This window comes from Micromonospora arida, from assembly GCF_042873195.1.
Taxonomy (GTDB): domain Bacteria; phylum Actinomycetota; class Actinomycetes; order Mycobacteriales; family Micromonosporaceae; genus Micromonospora; species Micromonospora arida.
Window position 1 is genome coordinate 108665 of sequence record NZ_JBIALC010000005.1, and the last position, 24608, is coordinate 133272.

22 protein-coding genes are annotated in these 24608 nt (G+C 71.4%); 6 read left to right on the plus strand and 16 right to left on the minus strand.

Annotation, left to right across the window (positions count from 1 at the left end; translation table 11 throughout):
* Nucleotides 1–225 precede the first annotated feature (225 nt).
* Nucleotides 226–1008: a 3-hydroxybutyrate dehydrogenase gene (locus ACFYP0_RS17350; protein ID WP_357010079.1), complete on the plus strand. Its 783-nt coding sequence runs from the start codon at nt 226–228 to the stop codon at nt 1006–1008.
* A gap of 14 nt (nt 1009–1022) precedes the next feature.
* A complete protein-coding gene (locus ACFYP0_RS17355; protein WP_124853655.1) occupies nt 1023–2942 on the plus strand; it encodes a helix-turn-helix domain-containing protein in 1920 nt (639 codons plus the stop codon).
* A gap of 83 nt (nt 2943–3025) precedes the next feature.
* Here the strand turns inward: ACFYP0_RS17355 and ACFYP0_RS17360 are convergent, their stop codons facing one another.
* The 8 genes from ACFYP0_RS17360 to ACFYP0_RS17395 all read right to left on the minus strand — a co-directional run bounded on the left by ACFYP0_RS17360 (nt 3026) and on the right by ACFYP0_RS17395 (nt 10694).
* On the minus strand, nt 3026–3634 hold the full coding sequence (locus ACFYP0_RS17360) for a TetR/AcrR family transcriptional regulator (RefSeq protein WP_124853654.1): 609 nt from the start codon (nt 3632–3634) through the stop codon (nt 3026–3028).
* A gap of 11 nt (nt 3635–3645) precedes the next feature.
* Nucleotides 3646–5214 (minus strand): MFS transporter, encoded by a 1569-nt coding sequence (locus ACFYP0_RS17365; protein WP_357010076.1) that lies wholly within the window; start codon nt 5212–5214, stop codon nt 3646–3648.
* Between the two features lie 84 nt (nt 5215–5298).
* Complete coding sequence (locus ACFYP0_RS17370) at nt 5299–5970, minus strand: transcriptional regulator (RefSeq protein ID WP_357010073.1); 672 nt, start codon at nt 5968–5970, stop codon at nt 5299–5301.
* 79 nt (nt 5971–6049) lie between these two features.
* Entirely contained in the window at nt 6050–7063 is a 1014-nt protein-coding gene (locus ACFYP0_RS17375) for a branched-chain amino acid ABC transporter permease (protein ID WP_112583339.1), read from the minus strand.
* Entirely contained in the window at nt 7060–7941 is an 882-nt protein-coding gene (locus ACFYP0_RS17380; protein ID WP_357010070.1) for a branched-chain amino acid ABC transporter permease, read from the minus strand. Before ACFYP0_RS17380 ends, ACFYP0_RS17375 begins: the two co-directional genes overlap by 4 nt.
* Before the next feature lie 10 nt (nt 7942–7951).
* On the minus strand, nt 7952–9202 hold the full coding sequence (locus tag ACFYP0_RS17385; protein WP_386996724.1) for an ABC transporter substrate-binding protein: 1251 nt from the start codon (nt 9200–9202) through the stop codon (nt 7952–7954).
* Nucleotides 9203–9253: 51 nt separating this feature from the next.
* Nucleotides 9254–9946 carry an ABC transporter ATP-binding protein gene (locus ACFYP0_RS17390; RefSeq protein WP_112606145.1) on the minus strand — a complete coding sequence of 231 codons (693 nt, stop codon included), beginning with the start codon at nt 9944–9946 and terminating at the stop codon, nt 9254–9256.
* Nucleotides 9933–10694: an ABC transporter ATP-binding protein gene (locus tag ACFYP0_RS17395; protein WP_357010067.1), complete on the minus strand. Its 762-nt coding sequence runs from the start codon at nt 10692–10694 to the stop codon at nt 9933–9935. The genes ACFYP0_RS17390 and ACFYP0_RS17395 overlap by 14 nt, the downstream gene beginning before the upstream one ends.
* Nucleotides 10695–10917: 223 nt before the next feature.
* On the opposite strand from ACFYP0_RS17395, the gene ACFYP0_RS17400 reads away from it, so the two are divergent.
* On the plus strand, nt 10918–11775 hold the full coding sequence (locus ACFYP0_RS17400) for an SPFH domain-containing protein (protein ID WP_124853651.1): 858 nt from the start codon (nt 10918–10920) through the stop codon (nt 11773–11775).
* Nucleotides 11776–11898: 123 nt separating this feature from the next.
* On the opposite strand, the gene ACFYP0_RS17405 is transcribed toward ACFYP0_RS17400, so the two are convergent.
* Nucleotides 11899–13275 (minus strand): permease prefix domain 1-containing protein, encoded by a 1377-nt coding sequence (locus ACFYP0_RS17405; protein WP_357010063.1) that lies wholly within the window; start codon nt 13273–13275, stop codon nt 11899–11901.
* A complete protein-coding gene (locus tag ACFYP0_RS17410; protein ID WP_091401794.1) occupies nt 13272–13637 on the minus strand; it encodes a PadR family transcriptional regulator in 366 nt (121 codons plus the stop codon). The genes ACFYP0_RS17405 and ACFYP0_RS17410 overlap by 4 nt, the downstream gene beginning before the upstream one ends.
* 152 nt (nt 13638–13789) lie before the next feature.
* Between ACFYP0_RS17410 and ACFYP0_RS17415 the strand changes: the two genes are divergently transcribed.
* Nucleotides 13790–14077, plus strand: coding sequence for a hypothetical protein (locus ACFYP0_RS17415; RefSeq protein ID WP_030488337.1), 288 nt, complete (start codon nt 13790–13792; stop codon nt 14075–14077).
* A gap of 155 nt (nt 14078–14232) precedes the next feature.
* Here the strand turns inward: ACFYP0_RS17415 and ACFYP0_RS17420 are convergent, their stop codons facing one another.
* The 3 genes from ACFYP0_RS17420 to ACFYP0_RS17430 form a co-directional block, all read right to left on the minus strand.
* On the minus strand, nt 14233–15408 hold the full coding sequence (locus ACFYP0_RS17420) for an alcohol dehydrogenase catalytic domain-containing protein (RefSeq protein ID WP_357010061.1): 1176 nt from the start codon (nt 15406–15408) through the stop codon (nt 14233–14235).
* Nucleotides 15405–16859, minus strand: a complete 1455-nt coding sequence (locus ACFYP0_RS17425; protein ID WP_357010058.1) for an aldehyde dehydrogenase family protein — start codon at nt 16857–16859, stop codon at nt 15405–15407. The genes ACFYP0_RS17420 and ACFYP0_RS17425 overlap by 4 nt, the downstream gene beginning before the upstream one ends.
* A gap of 70 nt (nt 16860–16929) precedes the next feature.
* The gene (locus tag ACFYP0_RS17430) at nt 16930–17586 is read right to left on the minus strand and encodes a TetR/AcrR family transcriptional regulator C-terminal domain-containing protein (protein ID WP_357010055.1); all 657 of its coding nucleotides are present in this window, start codon (nt 17584–17586) and stop codon (nt 16930–16932) included.
* A 195-nt stretch (nt 17587–17781) separates the two neighbouring features.
* On the opposite strand from ACFYP0_RS17430, the gene ACFYP0_RS17435 reads away from it, so the two are divergent.
* Together ACFYP0_RS17435 and ACFYP0_RS17440 are read left to right on the plus strand one after the other, a co-directional pair.
* Nucleotides 17782–18954: an acyl-CoA dehydrogenase family protein gene (locus tag ACFYP0_RS17435; protein WP_124853647.1), complete on the plus strand. Its 1173-nt coding sequence runs from the start codon at nt 17782–17784 to the stop codon at nt 18952–18954.
* A 96-nt stretch (nt 18955–19050) separates the two neighbouring features.
* Nucleotides 19051–19572: a peptidoglycan-binding domain-containing protein gene (locus ACFYP0_RS17440; protein ID WP_124853646.1), complete on the plus strand. Its 522-nt coding sequence runs from the start codon at nt 19051–19053 to the stop codon at nt 19570–19572.
* A gap of 39 nt (nt 19573–19611) precedes the next feature.
* Here the strand turns inward: ACFYP0_RS17440 and ACFYP0_RS17445 are convergent, their stop codons facing one another.
* The 3 genes from ACFYP0_RS17445 to ACFYP0_RS17455 form a co-directional block, all read right to left on the minus strand.
* Nucleotides 19612–20649, minus strand: coding sequence for an aminotransferase class V-fold PLP-dependent enzyme (locus tag ACFYP0_RS17445; RefSeq protein WP_355502700.1), 1038 nt, complete (start codon nt 20647–20649; stop codon nt 19612–19614).
* A gap of 218 nt (nt 20650–20867) precedes the next feature.
* On the minus strand, nt 20868–23057 hold the full coding sequence (locus ACFYP0_RS17450) for an FUSC family protein (protein ID WP_355502703.1): 2190 nt from the start codon (nt 23055–23057) through the stop codon (nt 20868–20870).
* Between the two features lie 87 nt (nt 23058–23144).
* Nucleotides 23145–24557: an FAD-dependent oxidoreductase gene (locus ACFYP0_RS17455; protein WP_355502706.1), complete on the minus strand. Its 1413-nt coding sequence runs from the start codon at nt 24555–24557 to the stop codon at nt 23145–23147.
* Between the last annotated feature and the right edge of the window lie 51 nt (nt 24558–24608).

Below are 24608 nucleotides of genomic sequence, written 5' to 3' on the forward strand. Positions count from 1 at the left end.
CCCGGGGCGAGGGCGGCCCGGGGCGAGGGCGGCCCGGGGCGAGGGCGGCCCGGGGCGAGGGCGGCCCGGGGCGAGGGCGGCCCGGGGCGAGGGCGGCCCGGGGCGAGGGCGGGTGGGGGCGAGGGCGGGTGGGGGCGAGGGCGGGTGGGGCCACACAGCTTTGGTGCGGAGTATGTGTCGCTGGCCCATGTGCCGGGGAGCACACAGCTCGTAACTTCTTGCGCCATGACGGCAGAACCCGTGGTGGTCCCCCACGTCGTGCAGGTCGACCTCTCCGGTCGGACCGCCCTGGTCACCGGGGGCGGCGGCGGCATCGGGCGGGCGTGTGCCCTGCGGCTGGGCGCGGCCGGCGCCAAGGTGCTCGTGGTGGACCGCAACCTGGAGGCGGCCAAGGCGGTGGCCGCCGAGGCCGGTGGCCGGGCCGAGGGCGTGGACCTGTCCGACGCCGCGGCGGTGGATTCACTCGACGTGGACGTGGACATCGTGGTGAACAACGCCGGGCTCCAGCACGTCGCGCCGTTGCAGGACTTTCCCGTCGAGCGGTTCGAGTACATCCAGCGGGTGATGGTGGAGGCGCCGTTCCTGCTGATCCGCCGGGCGCTGCCGCACATGTACGCGCGGGGCTGGGGGCGGATCGTCAACATCTCCTCGGTGCACGGGTTGCGCGCCTCGCCGTACAAGGCGGCCTACGTCTCGGCCAAGCACGCCCTGGAGGGGCTGTCGAAGGTGGTCGCGTTGGAGGGCGCCGCGCACGGGGTCACCGCCAACTGCATCAACCCGGCGTACGTGCGGACCGCGCTGGTCGAGAGCCAGATCACCGACCAGGCGGCCAGTCACGGCATCGACGAGGCCGAGGTGATCGAGAAGATCATGCTGGCCCGGGCCGCGATCAAACGGTTGATCGAGCCGGAGGAGGTGGCCGAGCTGCTGGCGTACCTCTGCTCGCCGCCGGCGGCGTTCATCACCGGGGCGTCGATCGCCCTCGACGGGGGCTGGACGGCCAACTAGTGGGGCTGAGCACAATGTCGACCATGTCGTCGCCGGTGGATTTCCTGGAGCTGCTCGCCCGAGAGGCCGCGGCGGTCGAGTTCGAGGGACCGTTGGTGGCCGCGCGGGCCGCCGGGCTGCCGCCGGACCGGCTGGCCGAGCTGGAACAGGCCAAGTCGGTGGCGTTGCGGGTCCGCGCCCTGCTGGAGCGTCGCCGCCGCCGGGAGAGCGAGCTGTCCGGCCTGTACGACACGGTCAGCGACCTGGCCGGGCTGCGCGATCTGGACGACGTGTTGCGGGCGATCGTGCACCGGGCCCGTCACCTGCTGGGCGCGGACGTGGCGTACATGACGCTCAACGACGACGAACGTGGCGACACCTACATGCGGGTGACCGACGGGTCGGTCTCGGCCCGCTTCCAGCGGCTGCGCCTGCCGATGGGCGCCGGTCTCGGTGGCCTGGTGGCCCAGTCCGGTGCGCCGTACGTCACCGCCAACTACGGCGAGGACGCGCGCTTCCACCACACCGGCGAGATCGACGCCGGGGTGGGCGAGGAGGGTCTGGTGGCGATCCTGGGGGTGCCGCTGCGGCTCGGTTCGACCTCGATCGGGGTGCTCTACGCGGCCAACCGTTCGGCCCGGCCGTTCGTCCGGGAGGAGGTGGCACTGCTGGTGTCGCTGGCCGCGCACGCCGCGGTGGCGATCGACACCGCCCGCCTGCTGACCGAGACCCGTTCGGCGTTGGCCGAGTTGTCGGCGGCGAACACCACCATCCGGGCGCACAGCAGCTCGGTGGAGCGGGCCGCGGCGGCACACGACCGGATGACCGCGCTGGTGCTGCGCGGCGGCGGTGTGGAGGACGTGGCGGCTGCCGTGACCGAGGTGCTGGGTGGCGCGCTGCTGGCGCTGGACGCCGAGGGCCGCCTGTTGGCCCGGGTGGGTGAGATCGAGGAGCCGGACCGCGCGGACATCGTCGAGGCGGTGGCCGCGTCCCGGACCGAGGGGCGCAGCGTACGCCGGGGTCCGCTCTGGTACGCGGCGGTGGTGGCCGGCGCGGAGAACCTGGGCGCCCTGGTGCTGCGCCCGGACGACGAGTTGGTCGACGCCGACCAGCGCATCCTGGAGCGGGCCGCGTTGGTGACCGCGCTGCTGCTGCTGTTCCGCCGGACGGTCGCGGAGGCGGAGGGGCGGGTGCGTGGCGAGTTGCTGGACGACCTGATCGCCCGCCCGCTGCGCGACACCGACGCGCTGCGCAGTCGGGCCCGTCGGCTCGGCGTGGACCTGGACGCCCCGCACGTGCTGGTGGCAGTGGGCGACGACGCGATCGCCGCGACCGGCTCGGCTCGGCAGCGGGTGCTCTCCTGGGCAACCACGTACGCCTCGGCGCGCGGTGGGCTGGCCGCGGCGCGCGACGGCCGGGTGGTGCTGATGCTGCCGGGGTTGGATGCGGGCGGCAGCGCCCGCGCGGTGGCCCGGGACCTGTCCCGGGTGACCGGTCGACCGGTGACCGCCGGGGCGAGTGGCCCGTCGAACACACCGGCGGCGCTGGCCGGGACGTTCCAGGAGGCGGACCGGTGCCTGACGGCGCTGGGCGCGCTGGGCCGCGCCGGGCAGGGCGCGAGCACCGTGGAGTTGGGCTTCGTCGGGCTGCTGCTGGGCACGGTCGGTGACCGGGGTGAGAAGGACGTGACCGAGTTCCTCAGCGCCACCGTCGGGCCGGTGCTCGACTACGACGCCCGGCGCGGCACGGCTCTGGTGAAGACGCTGGAGGCGTACTTCGGGGTGGGTGGCAGCCTGGCCCGGGCCGCCGAACAGCTGCACGTGCACGTCAACACGGTGACCCAGCGGTTGGAGCGGGTCGGGCAGTTGCTCGGCGTCGACTGGCAGCGGCCCGAGCGGGCGCTGGAGGTGCAGCTCGCGCTGCGTCTGCACCGACTGCGCGCACCGGCCGGCTGACCGACGCGGGCCGGCGGCACGAACGCCGCCGACCGAGCGCCCGGCGTCGGCGGACACTACAGCCGCTGACCCAGCGCCCGGCGTCAGCGGACCTGGATGCCCTCCAGCACGGCGTCGACGACCCGTTCGGGCAGGGACTGCTCGTCCAGGTCCGGGTTCCACTGGAGCACCCGCTGGATCAGCATCGGCCCGGTGAGCAGCGCCATCGTCACCTCGACGTCGATGTCGGCGCGCAGCACGCCCTCGTCGATGCCGCGCCGCAGCACCTCGCGCATCAGCTGCCGCCGGGGCGAGATGATGTTCTGGTAGAGCTGGAACTGGTCGGCGCTGCGGTTCACGGCGGGTGCCAGGCAGGGCATGATCTTGGCCGCTCGTGGGTCGACGTTCTTGCCGATCGCGCCAACCAGCAGCACCAGGTCGTCGCGGACGGAGTGGCCCGCCGGCTGGGCCATCACGCCCTTGAGTCGCCGCAGCGCGTCCAGCAGCAACGCGTCCTTGCCGGCCCAGCGGCGGTAGATGGTGGCCTTGCCGACCCCGGCGCGGGTGGCGATCGCCTCGATCGAGAGCGCCTCGATGGTGCTGCCCTCGGCGAGCAGGTCGAGGGTGGCCTCGATGATCGCCTCGTCGGCGCGGATGCTCCGCGGTCGCCCGGGCGACCGCGGAGCATCGGCAGTGGACGTCATGTCCGCCATTCTCCCCGAACCTATGCCGTGCCGGCCAGTTCAGGCTCGGCGACCGGCGTCGCCGGGGCGACGCTCATGTCCTCCTTGCCCGGCATCCAGCGCAGCACCACGATGATCCCGAGTGCGGCGATCACCGCGGAGAGCCCGGCCGCCCAGTGCATGGCGGTGACGAAGGCCTCGTTGGCCGCCGAGATCAGCCCTGGCGCCGCCGGGCCGAGCTGGCCCGCCGCCGCGTAGGCACCGGAGATCGACTCGTTGGCCGCGTCCTGGGCCTGCGTGGGCAGACCGGTCAGCGCGTCACCGATGTCGCTGCGGTAGACCGCGGAGAGCACCGAGCCGAGGACGGCGACGCCGAGCGCACCCGCCACCTGGCGGATGGTGTTGCTGACCGCGGAGCCCACCCCGGCCTTCTCCCGGGGCAGCGCCGACATGATCGACTCCGTGGCCGGCGGCATGATGTTGGCCATCCCGGCACCCTGGATGAGGAAGACCAGCAGCACGATCCAGATCGGGGTGGAGGCGCCGATGAAGACGAAGGCAGCGAGGGACACCACTGTCAGCACCAACCCGACGGCGGCGACGGCCTTACCGCCGTAGCGGCGGACCATCGCGGCGCTGCGCGGCGCGAAGACCAGCTGGGCGCCGGCGAAGGGCAGGAAGAGCAGACCGGTCTGCAACGGGCTGTAGTCGCGCACGAGTTGCAGGTAGAACGAGCCGAAGAACATCGAGCCCATCGCGGCGAAGAACACCAGGCCCACGATGACGACCGGCGCGGCGAACCGGGGCACCTTGAACAGTCGGACGTCCAGCGACGGGTGGTCGCTGCGCCGCTCGTGCTGGACGAACCAGGCCAGCACCGCGACGCCGACCAGGATCGAGCCCCAGGCCACCGGGCGGCCGAAGCCGTGCTCGCCGCCGTCGATGATGCCGTAGGAGAGGGCGACCAGGCCGACCACGGAGAGCAGCACGCCGAGCACGTCGATCCGGCCGGGCCGCGGGTCACGCGACTCGGGGACCAACAGCGCCACCAGAATCACGCCGGCAACGACCACCGGCACGTTGATCAGGAAGACCGAGCCCCACCAGAAGTGCTCCAGCAGCGCGCCGCCGAGGATCGGGCCGATCGCCACGGCGAGACCGACCGCACCGGCCCAGACCCCGATGGCCCGACCACGCTCGCGCGGGTCGAAGACGTTCGAGATGATCGACAGAGTCACCGGCATGATGGCCGCGCCGCCGACCCCCATCAGGGCGCGGGCCGCGATGAGCTGTCCGGGGCTCTGGGCGTACGCGGAGAGCAGCGACGCCAGGCCGAACAGCACCAGTCCGATCATCAGGAAGCGCTTGCGGCCGGCGCGGTCGCCGAGCACCCCGAAGGTGAACAGCAGCCCGGCGAAGACGAGCGTGTAGGAGTTGATGGACCACTCCAGCTCGCCCTGGCTGGCGCCGAGACCGTGCACCGGGTCGGCCAGGGTGCGCAGGGCGACGTTGAGGATCGTGTTGTCGAGGACGACCACGAGGAGGCTGATCACCAGCACCCCCAGGATCGCCCACCGCCTCGGGTGTCCGGTGTTGTTGTGCAGCTCCATGCCTGGCTTTCCCCCCACGCTGATCACCCGCGACGAAATACGATACGGGTCAGACTCGTAACGCGGGTCAGCCTACGACGTGTATTAACGATACGGCACCGATCCGTATCGTATGTGGTGGGCATCACGCCCGGGCACGCCCGCCAGGCAGGCGTCGACGGCCTCCGTCAACGTGCCGAGACGGACCGCCGGACCGCCGAGCGGCTCGATCCAGCCCGGCCCCGCGCCGTACACCCGAAGGAGGGGGAAGTCCCGGGCGAAGCGCACCAGGCGGTACGCGCGGCCGGTGAGCGGCGTCTGCGACCAGAGCACGACGGTGCGCGGGCGGGCCCGGTACACCGCCCTGGTGAGTGCGGTCCAGGGCAGCGCGGGGCCGAGGTTCAGACAGCCGCGGCCCTGCTCGCGCAGCGCGGCGGCGAGCGCCAGCAGACCCAGGCTGTGCGCCTCCTTCTCGGCGCCGGCCAGCAGCACCCCGCCGGTGCGCAGTGACCGACCCGGCTCCCGGCGGTAGACGTCCAACCCGACCCGGACACCCTCGCAGAGGGCGTGCTCGACGACGACCTCGACGGCGGTACGCCCCGACAGCCGGGCCAGCAACGGACGACAGACCTGCTCCCAGAGCGCCGGCACGCCCCAGGCCTCGGCCAACTCCAGCACCAGCGTCGCGACGGCGTTGGCGTCCAGGTCCTCGGCAGCCAGCGACACCTGCTTGTGCGCGATCTCCACGGACTCCGCCGGCATCGGATCGGTCAGCACCAGACGTACCCCCGGGTAGACGTTCTCTACCCGGGGGTTCGCTCGGCGGGCACCTGCTGGATGCGCCGTCTGCGGAATTTCAGCGGCGGCGGGCCGCCAGCCGGTGGGCCAGCGCGGCGACGCTGCCCCAGATGCCGCGCCGGAACAGCACCACGACCAGGACGAAGATGCCGCCGGTGACCAGGCCGATCGCCTCGAACCCGGAGAACGACAACCAGTCCTCCAGCCGGACCACGAGGGCGGCGCCGAGCACCCCACCCCAGAGGGTGCCGATCCCGCCGAGCACCACCACGATGACCGCCTTGCCGGAGGTGGTCCAGTGCAGCACGTCCAGCGAGACGAACCGGTGGCCGACCGCGAACAACCCGCCACCGAGGCCGGCGATGAACCCGGAGAGCACGAACGCGGTGAGCTTGTAGCGGTGCACCGGGTAGCCCAGCGCCCGCGCCCGCGCCGGGTTGTCCCGGATGCCGACCAGCACCCGACCGAACGGTGAGTGCACGATCCGCCAGGCGGCGGCGAGCCCGAGCAGCACGATCGGCAGGATCGCGTAGTAGAAGAAGTAGTCGTCGGTGAGGTCGACGCCGAACAGCTCGCGGGGCACCCCCTGGAGGCCGTTCTCGCCCTGCGTCACCGAGCGCCACTCGTTGGCGACGTAGTAGACCATCTGCGCGAAGGCCAGGGTCACCATGGCGAAGTAGATGCCGGTCCGCTTGACCGCCAGGTACCCGATCGGCACGGCGAGGACGGCCGCGGCGAGGGCCCCGGCCAGCACCGCGAGGGGAAACGGCAGGCCGGCGTGGATGGCCACCAGCCCGGTGACGTACGCGGAGGTGCCCCAGAACGCGGCGTGGCCGAAGGACATCAGCCCGGTGAAGCCGAGCAGCAGGTCCACCGCCACGGCGAAGAGCGCCCAGCAGAGGATGTCCACCGCGACCGCCGGATAGAGACCGTTGGGCAGCCACGCCGCGACGGCCAGGCCGACGGCGAGCAGCGCGTACCGGACCCAGCCGGGGGCCCGGGCCACGGCGATCAGCCCGGACGGTGGCGTCGAACGGGACGCGTCGGTAGGAGTGTCCACGGTGTTGGTCATGCGGGGGCCTCCTCCCGACCGAACAGGCCGGCCGGGCGCCAGAGCAGCACGCCGGCCATCACGACGAAGACGATCGTCTGCGAGACGAGCGGGAAGTTGGAGAGGTACGCCTCACCCCACGCCTGCACGAGTCCGATGCCGAAGCCGGCGGCGACCGACCCGAAGATCGAGCCCAGCCCGCCGATCACCACCACCGCGAACACCACGATGATCAGGTCGGCGCCCATCAGCGGGTTGACCGCGCGCATCGGCGCGGCCAGCACACCGGCGAGACCGGCCAGCCCGATGCCGAAGCCGAAGACCGGAGTCACCCACCGTCCGACGTCGATGCCGAACGCACGGGTCAGGTCCGGCCGCTCGGTGGCCGCACGGACCACCATGCCGATCCGGGTCCGGGTCAGCACCCACCACACCGCGACGCAGAGCAGCACCGCGAAGCCGAGGATGAACACCCGGTACGTCGGGAAGTCGAACAGCCCGAAGTCGACCGACCCGCTCAACAGCGACGGCGTCTCGTACGGGCTGGACTGCACGCCGTAGCGCAGTTTCACCAGGTCCTGAAGGATCAGCGTCAGACCGAAGGTGAGCAGGAAGTTGTAGAGCGGGTCCAGTTTGGTCAGCCGGTGGATCACCGCGCGTTCCAGCGCCATGCCGAGCAGACCCAACCCCACCGGCATGACCACCAGGGCGGCCCAGAACGGCACGCCCGCCTCGCTGAGCAGCACGTACGCCCCGAACGCGCCGAGCATGTAGAACGCGCCGTGGGCGAAGTTGACGACTCGCAGCATGCCGAAGATGACCGCGAGCCCGAGGGCGAGCAGGGCGTAGAACGCCCCACTCACCAGCCCGTTGAACGTGTTCTGCGCGAATCCGCTCACAGCGAGCCACTCACAGCTTGCAGTCCGCCGAGGGCGCGCGGAACGCCTCCGCGGCGGGGATCGTCTTGAGCACCTTCACGTAGTCCCACGGCTCGGTGACCTCGGACTGCGGCTTCACCTGGGCCAGGTACGCGTCGTGCACCACCCGGTGGTCCTCGGCGCGGATCTTCCCGTTGCGCAGGAAGACGTCCTCGACCGTCTTGCCCTCCAGGCCCTTGACCACGGCGTCCGCGTCGTCGGTGCCGGCGGCCTGCACCGCCTCCAGGTACTGCAACGCCGCGGAGTAGTTGGCGGCGTGCGCGAAGGTCGGCCGGGTGCCGGCCTTCTGCTGGAAGCGGTCGGCGAACTCCCGGTTCTTCGCGTCGAAGTTCCAGTACCAGGCGTCGGTGTACGTGGTGCCGGCCAGCGCGGCCGGGGTGAGCGAGTGGATGTCGGTGAGGAACATCAGCCCCACCGCCAGACCGACGCCCTTGTCCCGCAGCTTGAACTCGTTGTACTGCTTCACCACATTGACCAGCTCCGCGCCGGCCTGCATGGTGCCCAGCACGTCCGGCTTCGGGTTCAGGTTCGGCGCCTTGAGCAGGAAGGTGGAGAAGTCACCGCTGGTGTTCGGGAACGGTGCCCCGTCCTTGCCGACGACAGTGCCGCCGGCCGCCGTGATCGCGGTGGAGAAGCTCTTCTCCATGTCCTGACCGAAGGCGTAGTTCGGGTAGAGGATGTACCAGTTCTTGCCGATCTGCTCGGTGGTGGTCTTTCCGGTGCCGTTGGCCAGCATGTACGTGTCGTACGCGTAGTGGAAGGTGTACTTGTTGCAGCTCTTGCCGGTCAGGTCGGTGGTCGCCGCCCCGATGTTGAAATAGAGCTTCTTCTTCTCCTTCGCCACGTCGGCGACCTTCAGCGCGGCCGACGAGGTGGGCACGTCCAGGATCAGGTCGACGCCCTTGCGGTCGTACATCTCCTGTGCCTTGGAGTTGGCCACGTCCGGCTTGTTCTGGTGGTCCGCGGTCTCCACGGTGATGTCCTTGGTCACCGCCTTGTCGCCGTACTTCGCGGTGAAGTCGGCGATGGCCATCTCCACCGCCGCCACCGAGTTCTTTCCGGACAACTCCGAGTACGCCCCGGACTGGTCGTTGAGCACGCCCAGCACGATCTTGTCGCCGGTCAGCTTCTGGTCGCCACTCGACTGGGGGCCACCGCCACCGCACCCGGCGGCCAGCACCACCACAGCCGACGCCGCGGCCACACCCATCGTCCTGCGCATGCCCACTCCATCCATTCCGCGCGGCGTCGCGCGGGTCGTCGTTGAGAAAATTCAGATCCCGAGGTACGCGAGCAGTTCGCGTTCGCGCGAACGCACCTCGGAGTTGTCCATCGCCTCGGCGACCCGGCCCTCGGCCAGCAGGTAGTGCCGGTCGGCGACACCGGTGGCGAAGTGCAGGTTCTGTTCGACCAGCAGCACGGTCACCCCGTGCCGTTTGGCCTCGCGCAGCAGGTCGCCGACCTGCTGCACCAGCAGGGGCGACAGCCCCTCGGTGGGCTCGTCGCAGAGCAGCAGCCGGGCGCCCATCCGCAGCACCCGGGCCAGCGCGAGCATCTGCTGCTCGCCGCCGGAGAGCATGGTGGCCGCCGAGTCCCGTCGGGTGTACAGCGCCGGGAACGCCTCGTACACCCGCTCCAGCGACCACGGGTCGGGGCCGACAGTGGGTGGCAGCGTGAGGTTCTCGGTGACGGTCAACGTGGCGTAGCTGCCCCGGTCGTCGGGCACCCAGCCCAGCCCCAGGCGGGCCCGCTTGTGCGCCGGCAACCTGGTGATGTCCCGCCCGTCCAGCTCCACCGTGCCGCGCTGACCGGGGTGCAGCCCCATCACGCAGCGCAGCAGAGTGGACTTGCCGGCACCGTTGCGGCCGACCAGGGTGACCACCTCACCGGCGGAGACCTCGAGGCTGACGTCGCGCAGCACCTGCGCCTCGCCGTAGAAGGCGGACAGGTTCTCAATGCGCAGCATCGGCGGCTCCCAGGTAGGCGGTGATCACGCGCTCGTCGGCGCGGACCTGCTCGTACGGGCCCTCGACGAGAACCTTGCCGGTCTGGAGCACGGTGACGGTGTCGGCGAGACGGCCGACCACGCTCATGTTGTGCTCGACCATCACCACGGTCCGGCCCTGCCGGACCCGACCGATCAGCTCGACGGTGCGGTCGACGTCCTCCAGGCCCATCCCCGCGGTCGGCTCGTCGAGCAGCAGCACCTTCGGGTCCAGCGCCAGGGCGATGGCCAGCTCCAGGGCTCGTTTCCGGCCGTACGCCAAGGACGCCGAGGGGGCGTGCGCCAGCTCGGCCAGTCCCACCATGGCCAGCAGTTCGTCGGCCCGTTCGGTGTAGCGGCCCATCAGCTTCGCCGACCGCCAGAACCGCCAGCCCAGCCCGCTGGACGACTGCAACGCCAGCGCGACGTGTTCGCGCGCGGACAGTTGGGGAAAGAGACTGGTGATCTGGAACGAACGGGCCACACCGAGCCGTGCCACCTGCTCGGGGGGCATCCCGGTGACGTCCCGCCCGGCCAGCTCGATCCGGCCGCCACTGGGGCGCAGAAAGCCGGTGAGCAGGTTGAACAGGGTGGTCTTGCCCGCGCCGTTCGGGCCGACCAGCGCGTGCACACTGTCCGACGCCACGTCGAGGTCGACGTCGTCGACCGCCCGGAAGCCCCGGAAGTCGCGGGTCAGCCCACGGGCCGACAGGAGCGCTTGCCCGGCCATCGCCTCATCCTCCGCACATCGCGGCGACGGTCGTCTCGGTGACCGCGGTCACAGGCCCGTCGCGTGGACGAAACCTACGGCGAGCCGCCGGAGTCGAACCATGTCGATGGGCTCCATATTCGACCCGCAGTTGACGTGCCTTAACTCCACTCCTCCGCGCCGTCGACTTGACCGGACCCCCTAGGTTGATGATCCACACAACCCACCGGAAGGTCCCCACCCCATGCCCGTCGGCTTCACCATGGCGATCGTCTTCGCCGTCGCCCTGGCGGTCAGCGCCGTCGTCGCTCTCGTCGCTCCCGCACGGTCTCTCAAGCGGATGGCCGCCCTCGCGGCGCTCGGCTTTCTCGCAATCACGCTGGTCGTCGGCATCGCCTCCAGCGCCCACTCGGTGCCCATCCGCTCGGTCGGCATCGTCACCAGCTTCGGCAAGCCCACCGGCGAGGTGACCGGCTCGGGCCTGAAGTGGGTGGCGCCCTGGCAGAAGGTCGGCGAGTGGGACGCGGGCCGACAGAAGTACGACCACATCGGCGGCAACAACTGCGTACGCGTGCGCACCGGCACCCTCGCCGACGCCTGCGTCGAGGTGCTCGTCGAATGGCAGGTCAAGCCGGAGAACGCGCCGAAGCAGTTCATGGACTACAAGGGCGACTTCGGCAGCTTCCGGGGTCAGCGGGTGGGTGTGCAGCTCGACAGCGCGGTCAACGACGCCTTCGCCGCGTACAACCCGCTGGAGAAGATCGACGCCCAGACCGGCGACCTCAACGTCGACCTGAAGCCGTTCTCGGCGAACATCAAGACCAGCGCGGAGAGCCGCCTCGCCACCGACGTGGACATCCTCTCGGTGACCATCACCCGGGTGAACCACGACGACAAGACCGAGGGCAACATCAAGGCGTTCCAGGACAAGCTGGCGCAGACCCGCAACCTGGAACAGGACCGCAAGAACGCCGAGATCTCCAAGCAGATCACCGAGACCAACGCGAAGGTCGACAAGGTGACCCGTTGTCTGGAGATCGCGGAGAAGAACGGCGCGAACCCGGGGCTCTGCATCAACCCGGGCATCGTCACCGGAAAGTGACCCGCAGCCCCAGGGTGATCAACGTCGGTCACCGTCGCCGGGGCGGATGCGGCATCAAGCGGTATACCTCAGAGGAATATTTATGCCTCTGAGGTATACCGCTCTCCGTGAGCAATTGCCTGCCTAGGCGAAGCTGAACAGCGGCGGGAAGACGAGGACGACGATCCAGGCCCACGCCGAGTACACCGGCAGGTAGCCGGTCTGCCACCGTTCGAGCGCCGCGAACGGCGTGCGCCGACGGATGAAGGACAGCAGCAGCCACGCCGACCACGCGAGGTTGACCAGCAGGATCACGTTCTCGCCGAGCGCGGCCGCCCGGTTCGGCGTACCGCCGTACTCGTCGGTGATGCGCCCGGTGATCTCCAGCAGCACCAGCACGTCGATGGCCAACGCACTGACCACCAGCGCGAGTTGGAGTTTGTCGAACGGGCCGGGCGGGGCCAGCGGGTCACGGGCCGAGAGCGAGTAGAGCAGCAACCCCAGCACCACGACCAGCAGGAGGTCGAAGAGGAGCAGCGCCTCCCGCTCGACGTCGATGCCGTGGCTGGTCCAGACGACAGCGACGAGGAAGGCGAGCAGGGCGGCCGTGAAGAGCGGGGTGAACAGCCGGGTGAGGACCGGCGCGATGTTCTCGACGACACTCTGCTTGGCCTCGACGAGCCACCCGGCCACCACGACGGCGGCCGCGGCGCCACCGGGCAGCAGCCACTGCGAGACGAACGCCTCCGGGACGATCCCGATGGCCGCGAAGGTGTTGAACAGGAACGCGGAGAGCACGCCGCCACCCAGGGCCATCAGCACCAGGTAGATGAACCACTCGCCGGTGAACCGGATGAAGTCCATGCGTCGACGGGAGGAGCGCCAGTCGTCGGCGACATAGGCCAGGCCGACCACCAGCCACAGGGCGATGGGCAGGTGGACGCTGGTGACGACCACGGACTGCGAATCGTCCGCCAGGGGGTAGGCGTTGGCCGCCACGGCGCCGAGGACGAAGAGCACCGCCAGTGCCGCGATCACCGTCCGTCGGGCTCCCCGGCGCCAGGCCAGGTACGCCGCCAGCCAGGGCAGCACGAACAGCGTGAAGTTCCGCGCGTAGAACGAGCCGTCGTCGGCGAAGCTCAGCCCGAACAGCGCCGGCACCTTGACGGACACCACCGCACCCGCCGCACAGCCGAGCATGACCCACAGGTCACGGACCGAGCGCGTGCCGCCGACCGGGCTGCCGGAGTCGCCGGTCAGCACCAACTGCTTCCATAACCGTTCGGAGTGTTCCCGCGCGAACTCGCGGGAGAGGTCGTCGAGGCTGCCCATTCGTTTCACCGCCACCAGGAACGCCTCGTCCGGGCTCAGGCCGGCGGCGACGAGCTCGTCGACGGAGCCGCGAAGGTGGTCTTCCAGTTCGTCGGCGTCCACCGCTTGCAGTTCCCGGCGGCGCAGCACGTACCGGCGCCACTGCTCGAACTGCGCCTCCAATCCCTGCGGCCCGTCGTGCGCGGTCATGCCAGGCCCTCCAACGGGTGAACCGTCAGCGGCGCGCGGTCGTGCCAGATCTCCTTGAGCGCGCCCACCACCGTGTCCCACTGGCGGCGCTGCTCGGCCAGCTCGGCCAGACCCCGGTCGGTGATGCGGTAGTACTTACGCTTCCGCTCGCCGGCGACCGCCTGCCAGCTCGACTCCAGGTGACCGAGGCGCTCGAGCCGGTGCAGCAACGGGTAGAGCAGCCCTTCGGTCCAGTCCAGCTCGCCCCCGGACAGCTCGTTGATCCGCCTGAGGATGGCGTAGCCGTAGCTCTCACCCTCAGCCAGGATGCCGAGCACCATCGGCGTCGCCGAGGCGGCGACCAGATCCTTGGCGACCTTCACGAAACCCCCACTTCCAAACCTAGAGGTACGATGCATAGTACTGCTAGGTATGGCGCGGGGCGCAACGTCCGGCGACGAAAAGGTCGACCGAATCGCCGTTCCAGGCAGCTGTGGTGCCGCGAACGGCATGGTCCGGGTTAGCCTTGGCGCATATGGCTACCTTTCGCAGCGCCTCAGTGCTCCTTTCCTCAGACGGCACCAGGACCCCCGGCACCGCCGCGCTCTTCGCCGAGCCGGCCCGTAGGGGCGGGATTCCGCCCTGGGCAGGCGACTTCCGACCTGCCAACAGCGCCGGCAACGGCCCCAAGAACGCAGTCGGTAAGACCTTCACCTTGGAGCTGCCCGACGGCAGCACCGGCAAGGTCGTCGTCCAGGGCCTCAAGAGCGGCAAGGGCGGCGTCGTGCTGGCGCTGATGGGCGAGGACGCCCCACCCTTCTGACCAGTCGCCCGGCTCTCGTCGCCCGGGTGCCCAGGGTTGGCCCTTCCCGGGTCGACCCAGGGCACCTGGCCAACCGCGCCAGTCGCCCCGACAAATCGCTGGGATGTCGATGGTCGCGTCGCGACAACGTACTGAGCTCCCGGCTGTGACCAGCGTCAGTCCAGGGTGACCACCCAGCGAGCGCCCTCACCCCGGGCCAGTCGGTCGAACGCCGCAGGCGCCTCGTCCAACGGAACCGTCCCGCTGACCAGCACACCCAGATCCAGTGCACTGTCGGCGAGTTCGGCAGCCAGCACCGGCACCTCCCGGTCCGGATCGGACGAGCCGTACACCGAGGAGCGCAGCGTGCGCGCGGAGTGGAAAATGTCCAGCGCGCCCAGGCTGACCATGTCGTCCTTGGCGCCCATGCCGACCACTGTCACCGCTCCCCCGCGCCGGGTCAGCCGCCAGGCGGCGCGGATAGTGGCCGCCCGACCGACGCACTCGAAGGCGTGGTCGACGCCCCGGCTCTCGGTGCGCGCCCGTACCTCCTTGGAGAGCCGGTCGTCGGAGAGCAGGAAGTCGGTCGCCCCGGCGGCCAGCGCCAGGTCCCGTTTCGCCTCGGCGACGTCGATGGCCAGGATCGTCGTGGCACCGGCCCGGCGGGCCGCGCTGAGTACGGCGAGCCCGACCCCACCGAGCCCCACGACCGCCACCGACTCGCCGGGTGCCACCCCGGCGGTGTTCCGGACCGCACCGACGCCGGTGAGCACCGCACAGCCGAGCAGTGCGGCCTGCTCGGGCGGCAGCCCGGCGGGGATCGGGATGACGGCACGCTCGGGTACCACCACCGCCTCGGCGAGCGCGCCGAGGCCGAGGGTCAGGTGCAGCGGGACGCCGTCGTCGGTCTCGCCGCGGGGCACGGTCGGGGCCGTGGTGGCGGCGCAGAGCCAGGGCTCGCCGCGCCGACACCACCAGCAGGCCCGGCAGGCCGGTGCCCAGTTGAGCACCACCGGTGTGCCGACGGTCAGTTGACTGCCCGGCCCGACCTCGGCCACCACACCGGTCGCCTCGTGCCCCAGCGCCAGCGGGAACCTCGCGGCGAGGGTGCCGTTGACCATGGACAGGTCGGAGTGGCAGACACCGGCCGCCCTGATCGTCACCCGCACCTCGCCGGGGCCGGGCGCGGGCAGGCGTACCCGCTCGACCCGCAGCTCGGCGCCGGACCCGCGCGCGACCAGCGCGCGAACAATGACCGGCGCGGGTGCCGGCTCGGTGCCGCCGCCCGGCGCGGCCGGGGACAGTTCGGTGCGGCCCGCGGAGGCGGTCGGGGACAGCTCGGGGTCGGTCATCGCTGGATCGCCTTCATCTCGCAGAACTCGGCCAGCCCGTGCACGCCCAACTCCCGGCCCAGACCGGACTGCTTGTAGCCGCCGAACGGGGCGAGCGGGTTGAACGGCGCACCGTTGATGTCGACCGCGCCGGTGCGCAGCCGCCGGGCCACGGCGAGCGCCGCGTCGGTGTCGGCGGACCAGACCGCGCCGGCCAGCCCGTACTTCGAGTTGTTGGCGATGGCGACCGCCTCGTCGGTGTCGGCGAACGGGATGACGGCGAGCACCGGGCCGAAGACCTCCTCCTGGGCGAGCGCGCTGTCGGGGTGCACGTCGGCGAAGACGGTCGGGGCCACGAAGTGCCCCCGGGTCGGCACCGGGGCGTCGGGCCCGCCGGTAACCAGCTGGGCGCCGTCGGCGAGGGCCCGGTCGATGTGGCCACGCACGCGCTCGGCCTGGGCGGCGGACACCAGCGGGCCGAGCCGGGTCGCCGGGTCGAACGGGTCGCCGAGTCGGTAGCCGGCCACCGCCGTGGCGATCAGGTGGAGGGCTTCGTCGTACCGGTCGCGGTGCACCAGCATCCGGGTCCACGCGGTACAGGTCTGCCCGGAGTTGAGCAGGGCGTTGCCGACGCCCACCTTGACGGCGGTGGCCAGGTCGGCGTCGGGGAGGATCACGTTGGCGGACTTGCCGCCCAGCTCCAGCGCGACCCGGGCGATCCGGTCGGCGGCGAGCCGCATGATTCGCGCGCCGGTGGCGGTGGAACCGGTGAAGGAGACCATGTCGACGTCGGGGTGCCCGGCGAGCGCCTCACCGACCACCGGCCCGGTGCCGGGGACCAGGTTGAGCACGCCCGGCGGCAGGCCGGCTTCGGTGACCGCGTCGAAGAGCAGGTACGCGGTCAACGGGGTCAGCTCGCTGGGTTTGAGCACCACCGTGCAGCCGGCGGCGAGGGCGGGTGCGAGCTTCGCCATCACCTGGTGCAGTGGGTAGTTCCACGGGGTGATCGCGCCGACCACGCCGATCGGCTCGCGGACGACGAGAGAGTTGCCGACGCTCTCCTCGACCGGCGCGCGGGCGGCGAGCGCGACGTGGTCGCGCAGCACGGTCAGTGGGAGCCCGACCTGCACCCGGGTGGCGAGCTTGAGCGGCGAGCCCAGCTCCACGGCGATGGTGCGGGCGAGGTCGTCGGCGCGGGCGGTGAGCGCCGCGTGCAGCCGGTCGAGGTGGGCGGAGCGCTCGGCGGGGGTGGCGGCCGACCAGCCGGGAAACGCGGCCCGGGCCGCGGCCACGGCGCGATCCACGTCGGCCGGGGTGCCGGCCGGCACCTGCCCGATCAGCTCTCCGCTGCTCGGGTTCTCCACGTCGATGAGACCGGCGTCGGCGGGAGGCGTCCACTCCCCTCCGACGTGCAGGTGGCGCCGGAGGCGCAGGGAGTCGGGCAACAGCGACGGCGGGGCGGCGAGGTCCATGTCGTCCCTTCGAGGGTGGGCGATGGGGGGGTCGCGACGGGCGATGAAACTAGCGCTGGGAGTTTGGACGCTACCCGTTGGGCCGGGCGGACTCCACCGTCTCGACGGTGCGGGTGTACTCGGCGGCCAGACCGTGCAGCAGGGCGTCCAGGCCGAGGGCGAAGGCGCCCTCATCCACGCTCTGCTGGTGTTCGGCGAGCCGGTGGGCCTGGCGAAGGTGCGGGTAGTGCGCCGCGTACAGCTCCGGGTCCTCGACGAAACCGCGGGCGAACGAGCCGAGCGCCGACCCGGCCACGAAGTAACGCAGCGCCGCGCCGATGTGGGTGGCGCGGGCCGGCGGCCACCCGGCCCGGACCAGCCCGCCGTAGACCGCGTCGGCCATGGCGAGGGCGGCCGGTCGACGACCCGGCCCCTGCGCCAGGTACGGCACGATGTTCGGGTGGGCGGTGAGCGCCCGCCGGTACGACCACGCCCAGTCTCGCAGCGCGGTGAGCCAGTCCCGGCTGGCGAAGCCGCTGGTGTCGACGGCAACGGTGACCGTGTCGGCGACCGCGTCGAGGATCTCGTCCTTGGTGGCGAAGTGGTTGTAGAGCGACGGGCCCTGTACGCCGAGCGCGCCGGCGAGTCGGCGGGTGGAGAGCGCGCCGAGCCCGTCGGCGTCGATCAGCGCGAGCGCCGTCTCGACGATCCGGTCGCGGGTGAGCAGAGGCCGTCGAGGTCGGGGCACGTCAGAACTCCTCGGTCTGCGGTGTCCCTCCCCGTGGGAACCACCTGTTCACGCACCCTATCGGGACCGCCTGCGGGCAGACGTCACCATGTCGGCCGGAGAAGGGGTCTGGACGAATGAAAACTTACACCGCTAGTTTATGAGGGACCGCTACGGCCCGTGGCGGCGCACCACCACGCCGACCGAGGGGGAACCGTGGACTTCGCACTGTCCGACGAGGAACGCGCCGTCCGGGACACCGTGCGCGCGTTCATCACCCGCGAGGTGATGCCCCTGGAAGCGGAGGTGCTCCGCCGGGAGCGGGCGCACCAGCCGGGCCTCGACCACTCCGAGGTGCGCGAACTGCAGCTCAAGGCACGCAAGTTCGGCTTCTGGGGCCTGGCCACCCCGGAGGAGTACGGCGGGATGAACCTGCCAGCCGTACTCCAGTCGTTGATCTGGACCGAGCTGGGTCGCACGTTCGTGCCGTTCCGCTTCGGCGGCGAGGCGGACAACATCCTGTTCCACGCCACCGAGGAGCAGAAGCGGGAGTTCCTCATCCCGACCATCGAGGGCGAGCGACGCTCCTGCTTCGCCATCACCGAACCGGGCGCCGGATCCGACGCGGCCAACATCCGGCTGTCCGCCCGCCGCGACGGCGACGACTGGATCCTCGACGGCGAGAAGACCTTCATCACCGGCGGTCACGACGCCGACTTCGCCATCGTGGTCGCGGTGACCGACCGGGAGAAGGGCGCCCGCAAGGGCGGCGCCACCGCCTTCCTCGTGGACCGGTCGATGGGCTGGCGCTCGGAGTTCATCCAGACGATGGGCGAGGGCGGGCCCGCGTCACTCATCTTCGACGGCGTACGCGTGCCGCACCGCAACATCCTCGGTGAGATCGGGCAGGGCTTCACGCTCGGCATGGAGTGGATCGGCAAGGGGCGCTACACCATCCCGTCGCACGCCATCGGCATCGCCGAGCGGGTGTTGCAGATGGCAATCGACTACGCCAACACCCGGGAGACCTTCGGCACGACGATCGGCACCAACCAGGCCATCCAGTGGATGATCGCCGACTCCGAGACGGAACTGGAGGCGGCCCGCTGGCTGGTGCTGCGCTCGGCGTGGACGGTCGACGCGGGCCTCGACCCCCGGCACGCCTCGTCCATGGGCAAGCTCTACGGCGCCGGCATGGTCAACCGGGTGGTCGACCGGGTGCTCCAGATCCACGGCGGCATGGGCTACACCCGAGAGCTGCCGATCGAACGCTGGTACCGGCAGGTCCGGCTCTACCGGATCTTCGAGGGCACCGACGAGATGCAGCGGCTGATCATCTCCCGGGACCTGCTGCGCGGGTACACGAAGATCGGTGGTCACCTGGCCTGAGCTCAAGTGTCCGTCTCCTGACTGAGGTGCAACAGAGCGGCGTGGCCAGACGTGTATTCGCGTACCACCCGCCCAATCAGTCAGAGGGGGATACGCATGTTCCTACGAATCAGAGCAGCCACGATGGCGATGGCCGTCGCCACCGCCGGCGCTGTCGTCATCGCGGCCGCGCCCGCGTCCGCGAGCGTCAGCCAGGGGTACGTCGCGGGCTCCGGCACCTGGACCGACGACTGGAACGACGAGGGCCCCATCTCCGCGTCGACCCGGTCGTACAACAACGTCGTCGCCATGTGGCAGAAGATCCTGGTTGCCGACGGCTACCTTGCCGCCTCCGGCGTCGACTGCAGGTTCGGCGCGGTCACGACGGCCGCCACCAAGCGGTGGCAGAGCGACCGGGGCCTGGTGAGCGACGGCGTTGTCGGCCCCAGGACCCTCGCGAGGGCAGCAACCCGCCTCAGCACGTACGAAGGCGACAACTGGTTCTACTACGACGGGCTCGGCAGCAACTTCATCTACTTCGGCCGCCTCCCGGACGGCAGGTGGGACATGAGCCTCGGGCCCGATCTGGAGTGGAAGCCTCTCGCGTACACGAGTGCGACCTTCAGCATCTGCTCCTGACCGACCGGCCGGCCGTGCCCCGCAACGGGCGCGGCCGGCCTATCCGGTCAACGCGGTCAACGCGGCGTCCACGTCGGCCTCGGTGGAGTAGATGTGGAACGAGGCCCGGACGCGTCCGGCGCGCACCGCCGCCCGGATGCCGGCCGCCGCGAGGCGCTGCTCCGCGTCCGGCACGTCCACGCTGACGATGGCGCTCTCCCCCGGTGCCCGGCCCAGCCCGGTCAGGAACCGGTTGGCCAGCGCCACGTTGTGCGCTCCGATCGCCGCCACGCCGATCTCGGCGACCACCTCCAGGGCGGGCGCCGCACCGACCCAGCTGAACCAGGCCGGTGAGATGTCGAACCGGCGGGCGTCGTCGGCCAGCCGCAGTGGCGGGCCGTAGTAGGAGGCGTGCGGGTCACGGCCCGCGTACCAGCCGGCCGCGTCGGGGCGCAGCCGCTCGCGCAACCCGGGGGCCAGATAGGCGTACGCCGTCCCGCGCGGATTCATCAGCCACTTGTAGCCGCCCACCACCACCGCGTCGGCCCGGCTGCCGTCGAACGGCAGCCAGCCGCACGCCTGGGTCGCGTCCACCGCCACCAGCGCGTCGTGGGCGCGGGCCGCGGCCACGATCTCGTCGTACGCGGCGACCGCCCCGTCGGCCGACTGCACCAGACTGAACGCCACCAGGTCGGTATCGGCGTCGATGGCGTCGACCAGAGACTCCAGCGGCACCGTGCGGACCTTGACGCCACGCTCCTCCTGAACCAGCCAGGGGAAGAGATTCGAGGTGAACTCGACCTCGGGGACCACCACCGTGGCACCGGCCGGCAGCGCCGCCGCGACCGGCGCGAGGAGCTGCGACAGCGCCGCGCCGACTGCCACGTCACCGACCGGCACCCCGATGAGGTCGGCGAAGGTGACGCGAGCCCGGTGCGTCGACTCGCCCCAGCCCTCCCACGACGTACGACCAACCCGCCAGAGGGCGAGAGCCTCCTGCAACGCCGCCCACGCCGGCTCCGGCGGCAACCCGTAGCTGGCGGTGTTCAACCAGCCAGGCTCCGGCTGCCACAACTTCTGCGCCTGCTCGATCTCCATGCCGTCGACGCTAGGCCGAGCGACGCGCGACGGGCACGACCAATCGGCGATCGGCGGCCTGTCGGATGCGTACGAAGCCTCGGTGCGGCGGTCTCGACGAAGGCGGTGAACTCCCGAGAAAGACGGCAGCGTAAGTCGCGGTCTCGGCAGCGGGGGCCTGGCACGCCATGACTGGTTGGGGCACCGGATCGGTCACATCGACACCGGCGGCACCGGTGTCATGGCTGCCGGCGGCGCCCGATCGACTCGTCGGCAGCGGGCAGGGGGATCCGGGCGAGACCGTCGGCGAGGCTGGCGAGCCACCGGTCGACCTCCACCAGGTGCCGGACCGACTGATGGTCGGCCTCGCCGAGGAGCGGACGGATCCGGTCCAACTGGTCGACGCAGCTGGTCGAGACCGGCGCCCGGTCCGACGTCCGGCCGTGGGCGACCTCGTCGGCGAGGGCGTCGTACGCCGATCGCAGGCGCGCGGCGGAGTCCCGCAGCAGCGCCGCCGCCCCGGGCCAGCCGGCGAGGCAGCCGGGCGGGTTGCGGCGCAGCAGGGACTCCGCGCCGGGCACGACGTGGTGCCCGGCGCTCAGCACGGCGTCCCAGTTCACCTGTTGCCGGTGCGGATCGTGCCGCTCCGAGTGGTACTGGCAGTACGACGAGTCGATCAGGACCATCCGGCGACGGACCCGGCTGAGGGCACCCGCGGGTGGCGGAGCTTCGCCGAGCATCGACTGGACCGTCCGTTCGACCGCGTCCGCGCTGGCGGCCAGGTACCGGGTGGCGTTGTGCCGCAGGTCGTGGCCCGCGCCGCGCGGCCAGATCGCCACACCGGCGAGCACGCCGATCACCGCGCCGAGCAGCACGTCGACGAGGCGGGCCTCGGCGAGCCGCCACCCTTCCGGGCTGAGCTGAGCGAAGACGACGGTCAGCAGCAGTGTGAACAGCGCCTGCTGCCACACCGGACCGAGCAGGCGGCCGACGCCGAAGGCCAGCAGCAGGGTGACCGGCAGGGCGACGGCGTACACGATCGGATCGTCGACGACAACCATCACCGCGCCGCTGACGACCGCACCGATGATCGTGCCCAGCACGGCCGGCCGCAGGGCGGTGCGGGTGTCGGCGGCCGAGGTGCGCAGGACGGTGAGGGTGGCCAGCAGCACCCAGAAGCCGTGGGTCAGCTGCAACACCCCGGCGGCCACCCGGGCGATGGCGAGCGCCACGGCCAGCCGCAGCGAGCTGTGCAGGTGGGCCGAGCGCGGTGCCAGGTGGGCGCGGAACTGCCACCAGTACAGCGTCCACGGGCTGCGCCTGGCGTACGCGAACAGCGCCGAGGAGGCGTCGTCGCCGCCGAGCCGCGCCCCGGTAGCCACCCGGGAACCGACGACGAAGACCCGCACCTGGTCCGCGAGGGCCAGCGCGGTCGCGTCCCGGCACAACCGGGGTACGTCCGGCGCGTCGCGGACCTGGCCGTCTCCCACCGGGTACGCCGCCTCGGCTCGTCCGACCGCCACATCCAGGTCGGCCGGGGCCACCGCCGGGGCACCCGGCGACAGGCTCCGGCCGACCGCGCGGGTGGTGTCCGCGCACGAGCGCAGCAGACGCGCCGCCGCCAGGTCCGGAATCGGCTCCGGCGGAGCGTCCGCCGCCAACCGGTCCGCCTCGCCGAGCACCTCTCGTAACGCGGCCGCGCAGATCCGCAACGCCCGATCCTGAGCGCCCGCCGCGGTGGGCGCCCACGCCGGAGGGCTGCGGTTCAGCTCGATCGCCGCCACCACGTCGTGCGCCCGCTCGCGCCGCCTGTCCGGGTCACCCGCAGAGGCGTGCGGGTCGGTCAACTTCTCGGCAGCGGCGTCGAGGAAGGCGGCGACGCCGTCCGCCGCCTCGGCGAGGCGCTGCCGGTAGGAGACCGGAACCGGGTCGGGCCAGAGAAACACCTCGGCCGCGGCGAGCAGCACGACGGCGAGGGTCACCCCACCGAGTCGCTCCGGCAGGGTGCCCGGCTGGTACGGCGGGAACGACGCCAGGATGTAGAAGAGCTGGAACGCGCTCGCCAAACCCACCAGGCGCGGGTTGCCGACCCCGGCGAACGCCACCACGAACCCGACGACCAGCATGCCACCGGCGGCCGCCCAGGTGCTCCATGCCAACAGCGAGCCCGCCGCGATCAGCGCCCACACCACCGGCAGCGACAGCACGAGGATCCGCGCCCGTTGCGGCGCCGGACCAGGGAGCTGCGCGAACGACCCGGCGGCGATCGTGCCGAACAACCCGTAGGTGGCGAGCGTCGAGCTGCCCGCGCCGTACCGGCAGCCGTAGAAGACGACGGACGCGACGAGCGTCAGCCGGGCCGCGCGTCGCAGGATGGCGTCACCCGGGTCACGGCGGCGAAGCCGGCCAAGGAGGCTGGTTCCGAGCACGACCGCTCCCCCGGTTCGTCGCAGCACCCCTCCCCGGCCCACCATTCTTCACCGCTCCTCGCGACCGGCGGCGGGTTTGGCGACGAATCACCGTCGGGAGCCGCCGAGCAGGCCGAGCCGGAGGGCCCGGAACAGGGTGCCGGGGCGACTCAGGGCGGCCGGGTGGTCGAGCATGGTGGTGACCCGGCCCAGCCGGGCGTTGAGCACCGGGTCGGTCAGCGACGCCCGGAAGAGCAGGTCCCCGAACCACTTGGTGACCTTGTAGCCGGGCGGGTACGGCCCGTCGACGTGCGGCAGCTCGATGTCGGCGGTGGTGGAGATCTGCCAGGCGGCGTCGACCACCACGCGGACCTGGTCGAAGTACGCGTGCGCGGGCTCGTCGTGCGGCTTCGGACCGGAGCGCAGGTACTTCGACAGGCAGGAGGCGTGCAGTGTCGCGGAGGTCATGCCCTGGCCGTACACCGGGTTGAAGGAGGCGACCGCGTCGCCAGCGGCGACCAACCCGGCGGGGAGACGGTCGAGCTTGTGGAACTCGCGGCGTCGGCTGTCCGCCTGGTGGTAGGTGACCACCCCGCCGAGCATCTCCCCGTGTTCGGCGATGTCACCGAACATCTGCGGGTAGTGCTCCCGGCAACGGGCCGTGAAGTCGGCGACGTCGCGGCTGGGCCGGTCCCCGTCGTAACCGGCCACCAGCATGATCCAGCGGTCCCCCTCAACCGAGTTGATCCCACCGATCCGGGCGGTACGTCCCTTGCCCGCCATGGTGTGGAAGACCGCCACCCAGGCGTCGCTGACCGACTCGTCGCGCTTGAAGAGCGCCGTGGCGTAGTTAAGCTTGATCGGCATGCGGTGCAGCGGCGGGCGCGGCCACCCGTGCTCGGCCAGCCAGTCGCTCAACCGGCTGGACCGCCCCATCGCGTCGACCACCAGGTCCGCCGCTTCGACGGTGGGCTCGGTGCCACCCTCGGGCACGTACCGGGCGCCGTTGACCCGCCGTTCGTCGAAGAGCAGACCCTCCGCCCGGCCGTACACCATGCGGATGTTGTCGATGGCGAGGGTGCGTCGGCGGACCAGCGCCTCCAGGAACGGACGCGTGGTGATCAGCGCCGGCCCGGTGCCGGTCGCCGCGGGCGGCAGACCCAACATGCCGTTCACGAAGACCTTCGCCGTGCCCGGGTCGCGCGGTGGCGGCGGGGCGCCGAGCGCGAGCGCCTCGTCGGCGATGCCGGGAAACCAGCGCTCCAACTGGACCTGACCGGCGGGCAGCAGCGCGTGCACCTGACTGCCCTGGGGCACACCCGGCCGTGGACCGGCGTCGACATCGGACGGATCCCGTTCGATGATCAGCACTTCCTCGGCGTGGTCGCTCAACACCCTTGCCGCCAGCAACCCGGCCATGCTGCCACCGAGCACCACCGCCCGTCGCATGACCACTCTGGTCTCGGCGGGTGGTTCGGCCGTCGCTATCTCGGCGAAGAGCCGGGACGGAGAGGGGGGCATGCGATCACTCCTCGAACGGTCGGGATACCTCGGTATTCACGACCGTAACCA

Excerpts from the sequence above, each read along its gene's own strand:
- ACFYP0_RS17350 (WP_357010079.1), top strand. The coding sequence starts at position 226 with ATGACGGCAGAACCCGTGGTGGTCCCCCACGTCGTGCAGGTCGACCTC.
- ACFYP0_RS17355 (WP_124853655.1), top strand. The coding sequence starts at position 1,023 with ATGTCGACCATGTCGTCGCCGGTGGATTTCCTGGAGCTGCTCGCCCGA.
- ACFYP0_RS17360 (WP_124853654.1), bottom strand. The coding sequence starts at position 3,634 with ATGGCGGACATGACGTCCACTGCCGATGCTCCGCGGTCGCCCGGGCGA.
- ACFYP0_RS17365 (WP_357010076.1), bottom strand. The coding sequence starts at position 5,214 with ATGGAGCTGCACAACAACACCGGACACCCGAGGCGGTGGGCGATCCTG.
- ACFYP0_RS17375 (WP_112583339.1), bottom strand. The coding sequence starts at position 7,063 with ATGACCAACACCGTGGACACTCCTACCGACGCGTCCCGTTCGACGCCA.
- ACFYP0_RS17385 (WP_386996724.1), bottom strand. The coding sequence starts at position 9,202 with ATGCGCAGGACGATGGGTGTGGCCGCGGCGTCGGCTGTGGTGGTGCTG.
- ACFYP0_RS17390 (WP_112606145.1), bottom strand. The coding sequence starts at position 9,946 with ATGCTGCGCATTGAGAACCTGTCCGCCTTCTACGGCGAGGCGCAGGTG.
- ACFYP0_RS17395 (WP_357010067.1), bottom strand. The coding sequence starts at position 10,694 with ATGGCCGGGCAAGCGCTCCTGTCGGCCCGTGGGCTGACCCGCGACTTC.
- ACFYP0_RS17400 (WP_124853651.1), top strand. The coding sequence starts at position 10,918 with ATGCCCGTCGGCTTCACCATGGCGATCGTCTTCGCCGTCGCCCTGGCG.
- ACFYP0_RS17405 (WP_357010063.1), bottom strand. The coding sequence starts at position 13,275 with ATGACCGCGCACGACGGGCCGCAGGGATTGGAGGCGCAGTTCGAGCAG.
- ACFYP0_RS17415 (WP_030488337.1), top strand. The coding sequence starts at position 13,790 with ATGGCTACCTTTCGCAGCGCCTCAGTGCTCCTTTCCTCAGACGGCACC.
- ACFYP0_RS17420 (WP_357010061.1), bottom strand. The coding sequence starts at position 15,408 with ATGACCGACCCCGAGCTGTCCCCGACCGCCTCCGCGGGCCGCACCGAA.
- ACFYP0_RS17425 (WP_357010058.1), bottom strand. The coding sequence starts at position 16,859 with ATGGACCTCGCCGCCCCGCCGTCGCTGTTGCCCGACTCCCTGCGCCTC.
- ACFYP0_RS17440 (WP_124853646.1), top strand. The coding sequence starts at position 19,051 with ATGTTCCTACGAATCAGAGCAGCCACGATGGCGATGGCCGTCGCCACC.
- ACFYP0_RS17445 (WP_355502700.1), bottom strand. The coding sequence starts at position 20,649 with ATGGAGATCGAGCAGGCGCAGAAGTTGTGGCAGCCGGAGCCTGGCTGG.
- ACFYP0_RS17455 (WP_355502706.1), bottom strand. The coding sequence starts at position 24,557 with ATGCCCCCCTCTCCGTCCCGGCTCTTCGCCGAGATAGCGACGGCCGAA.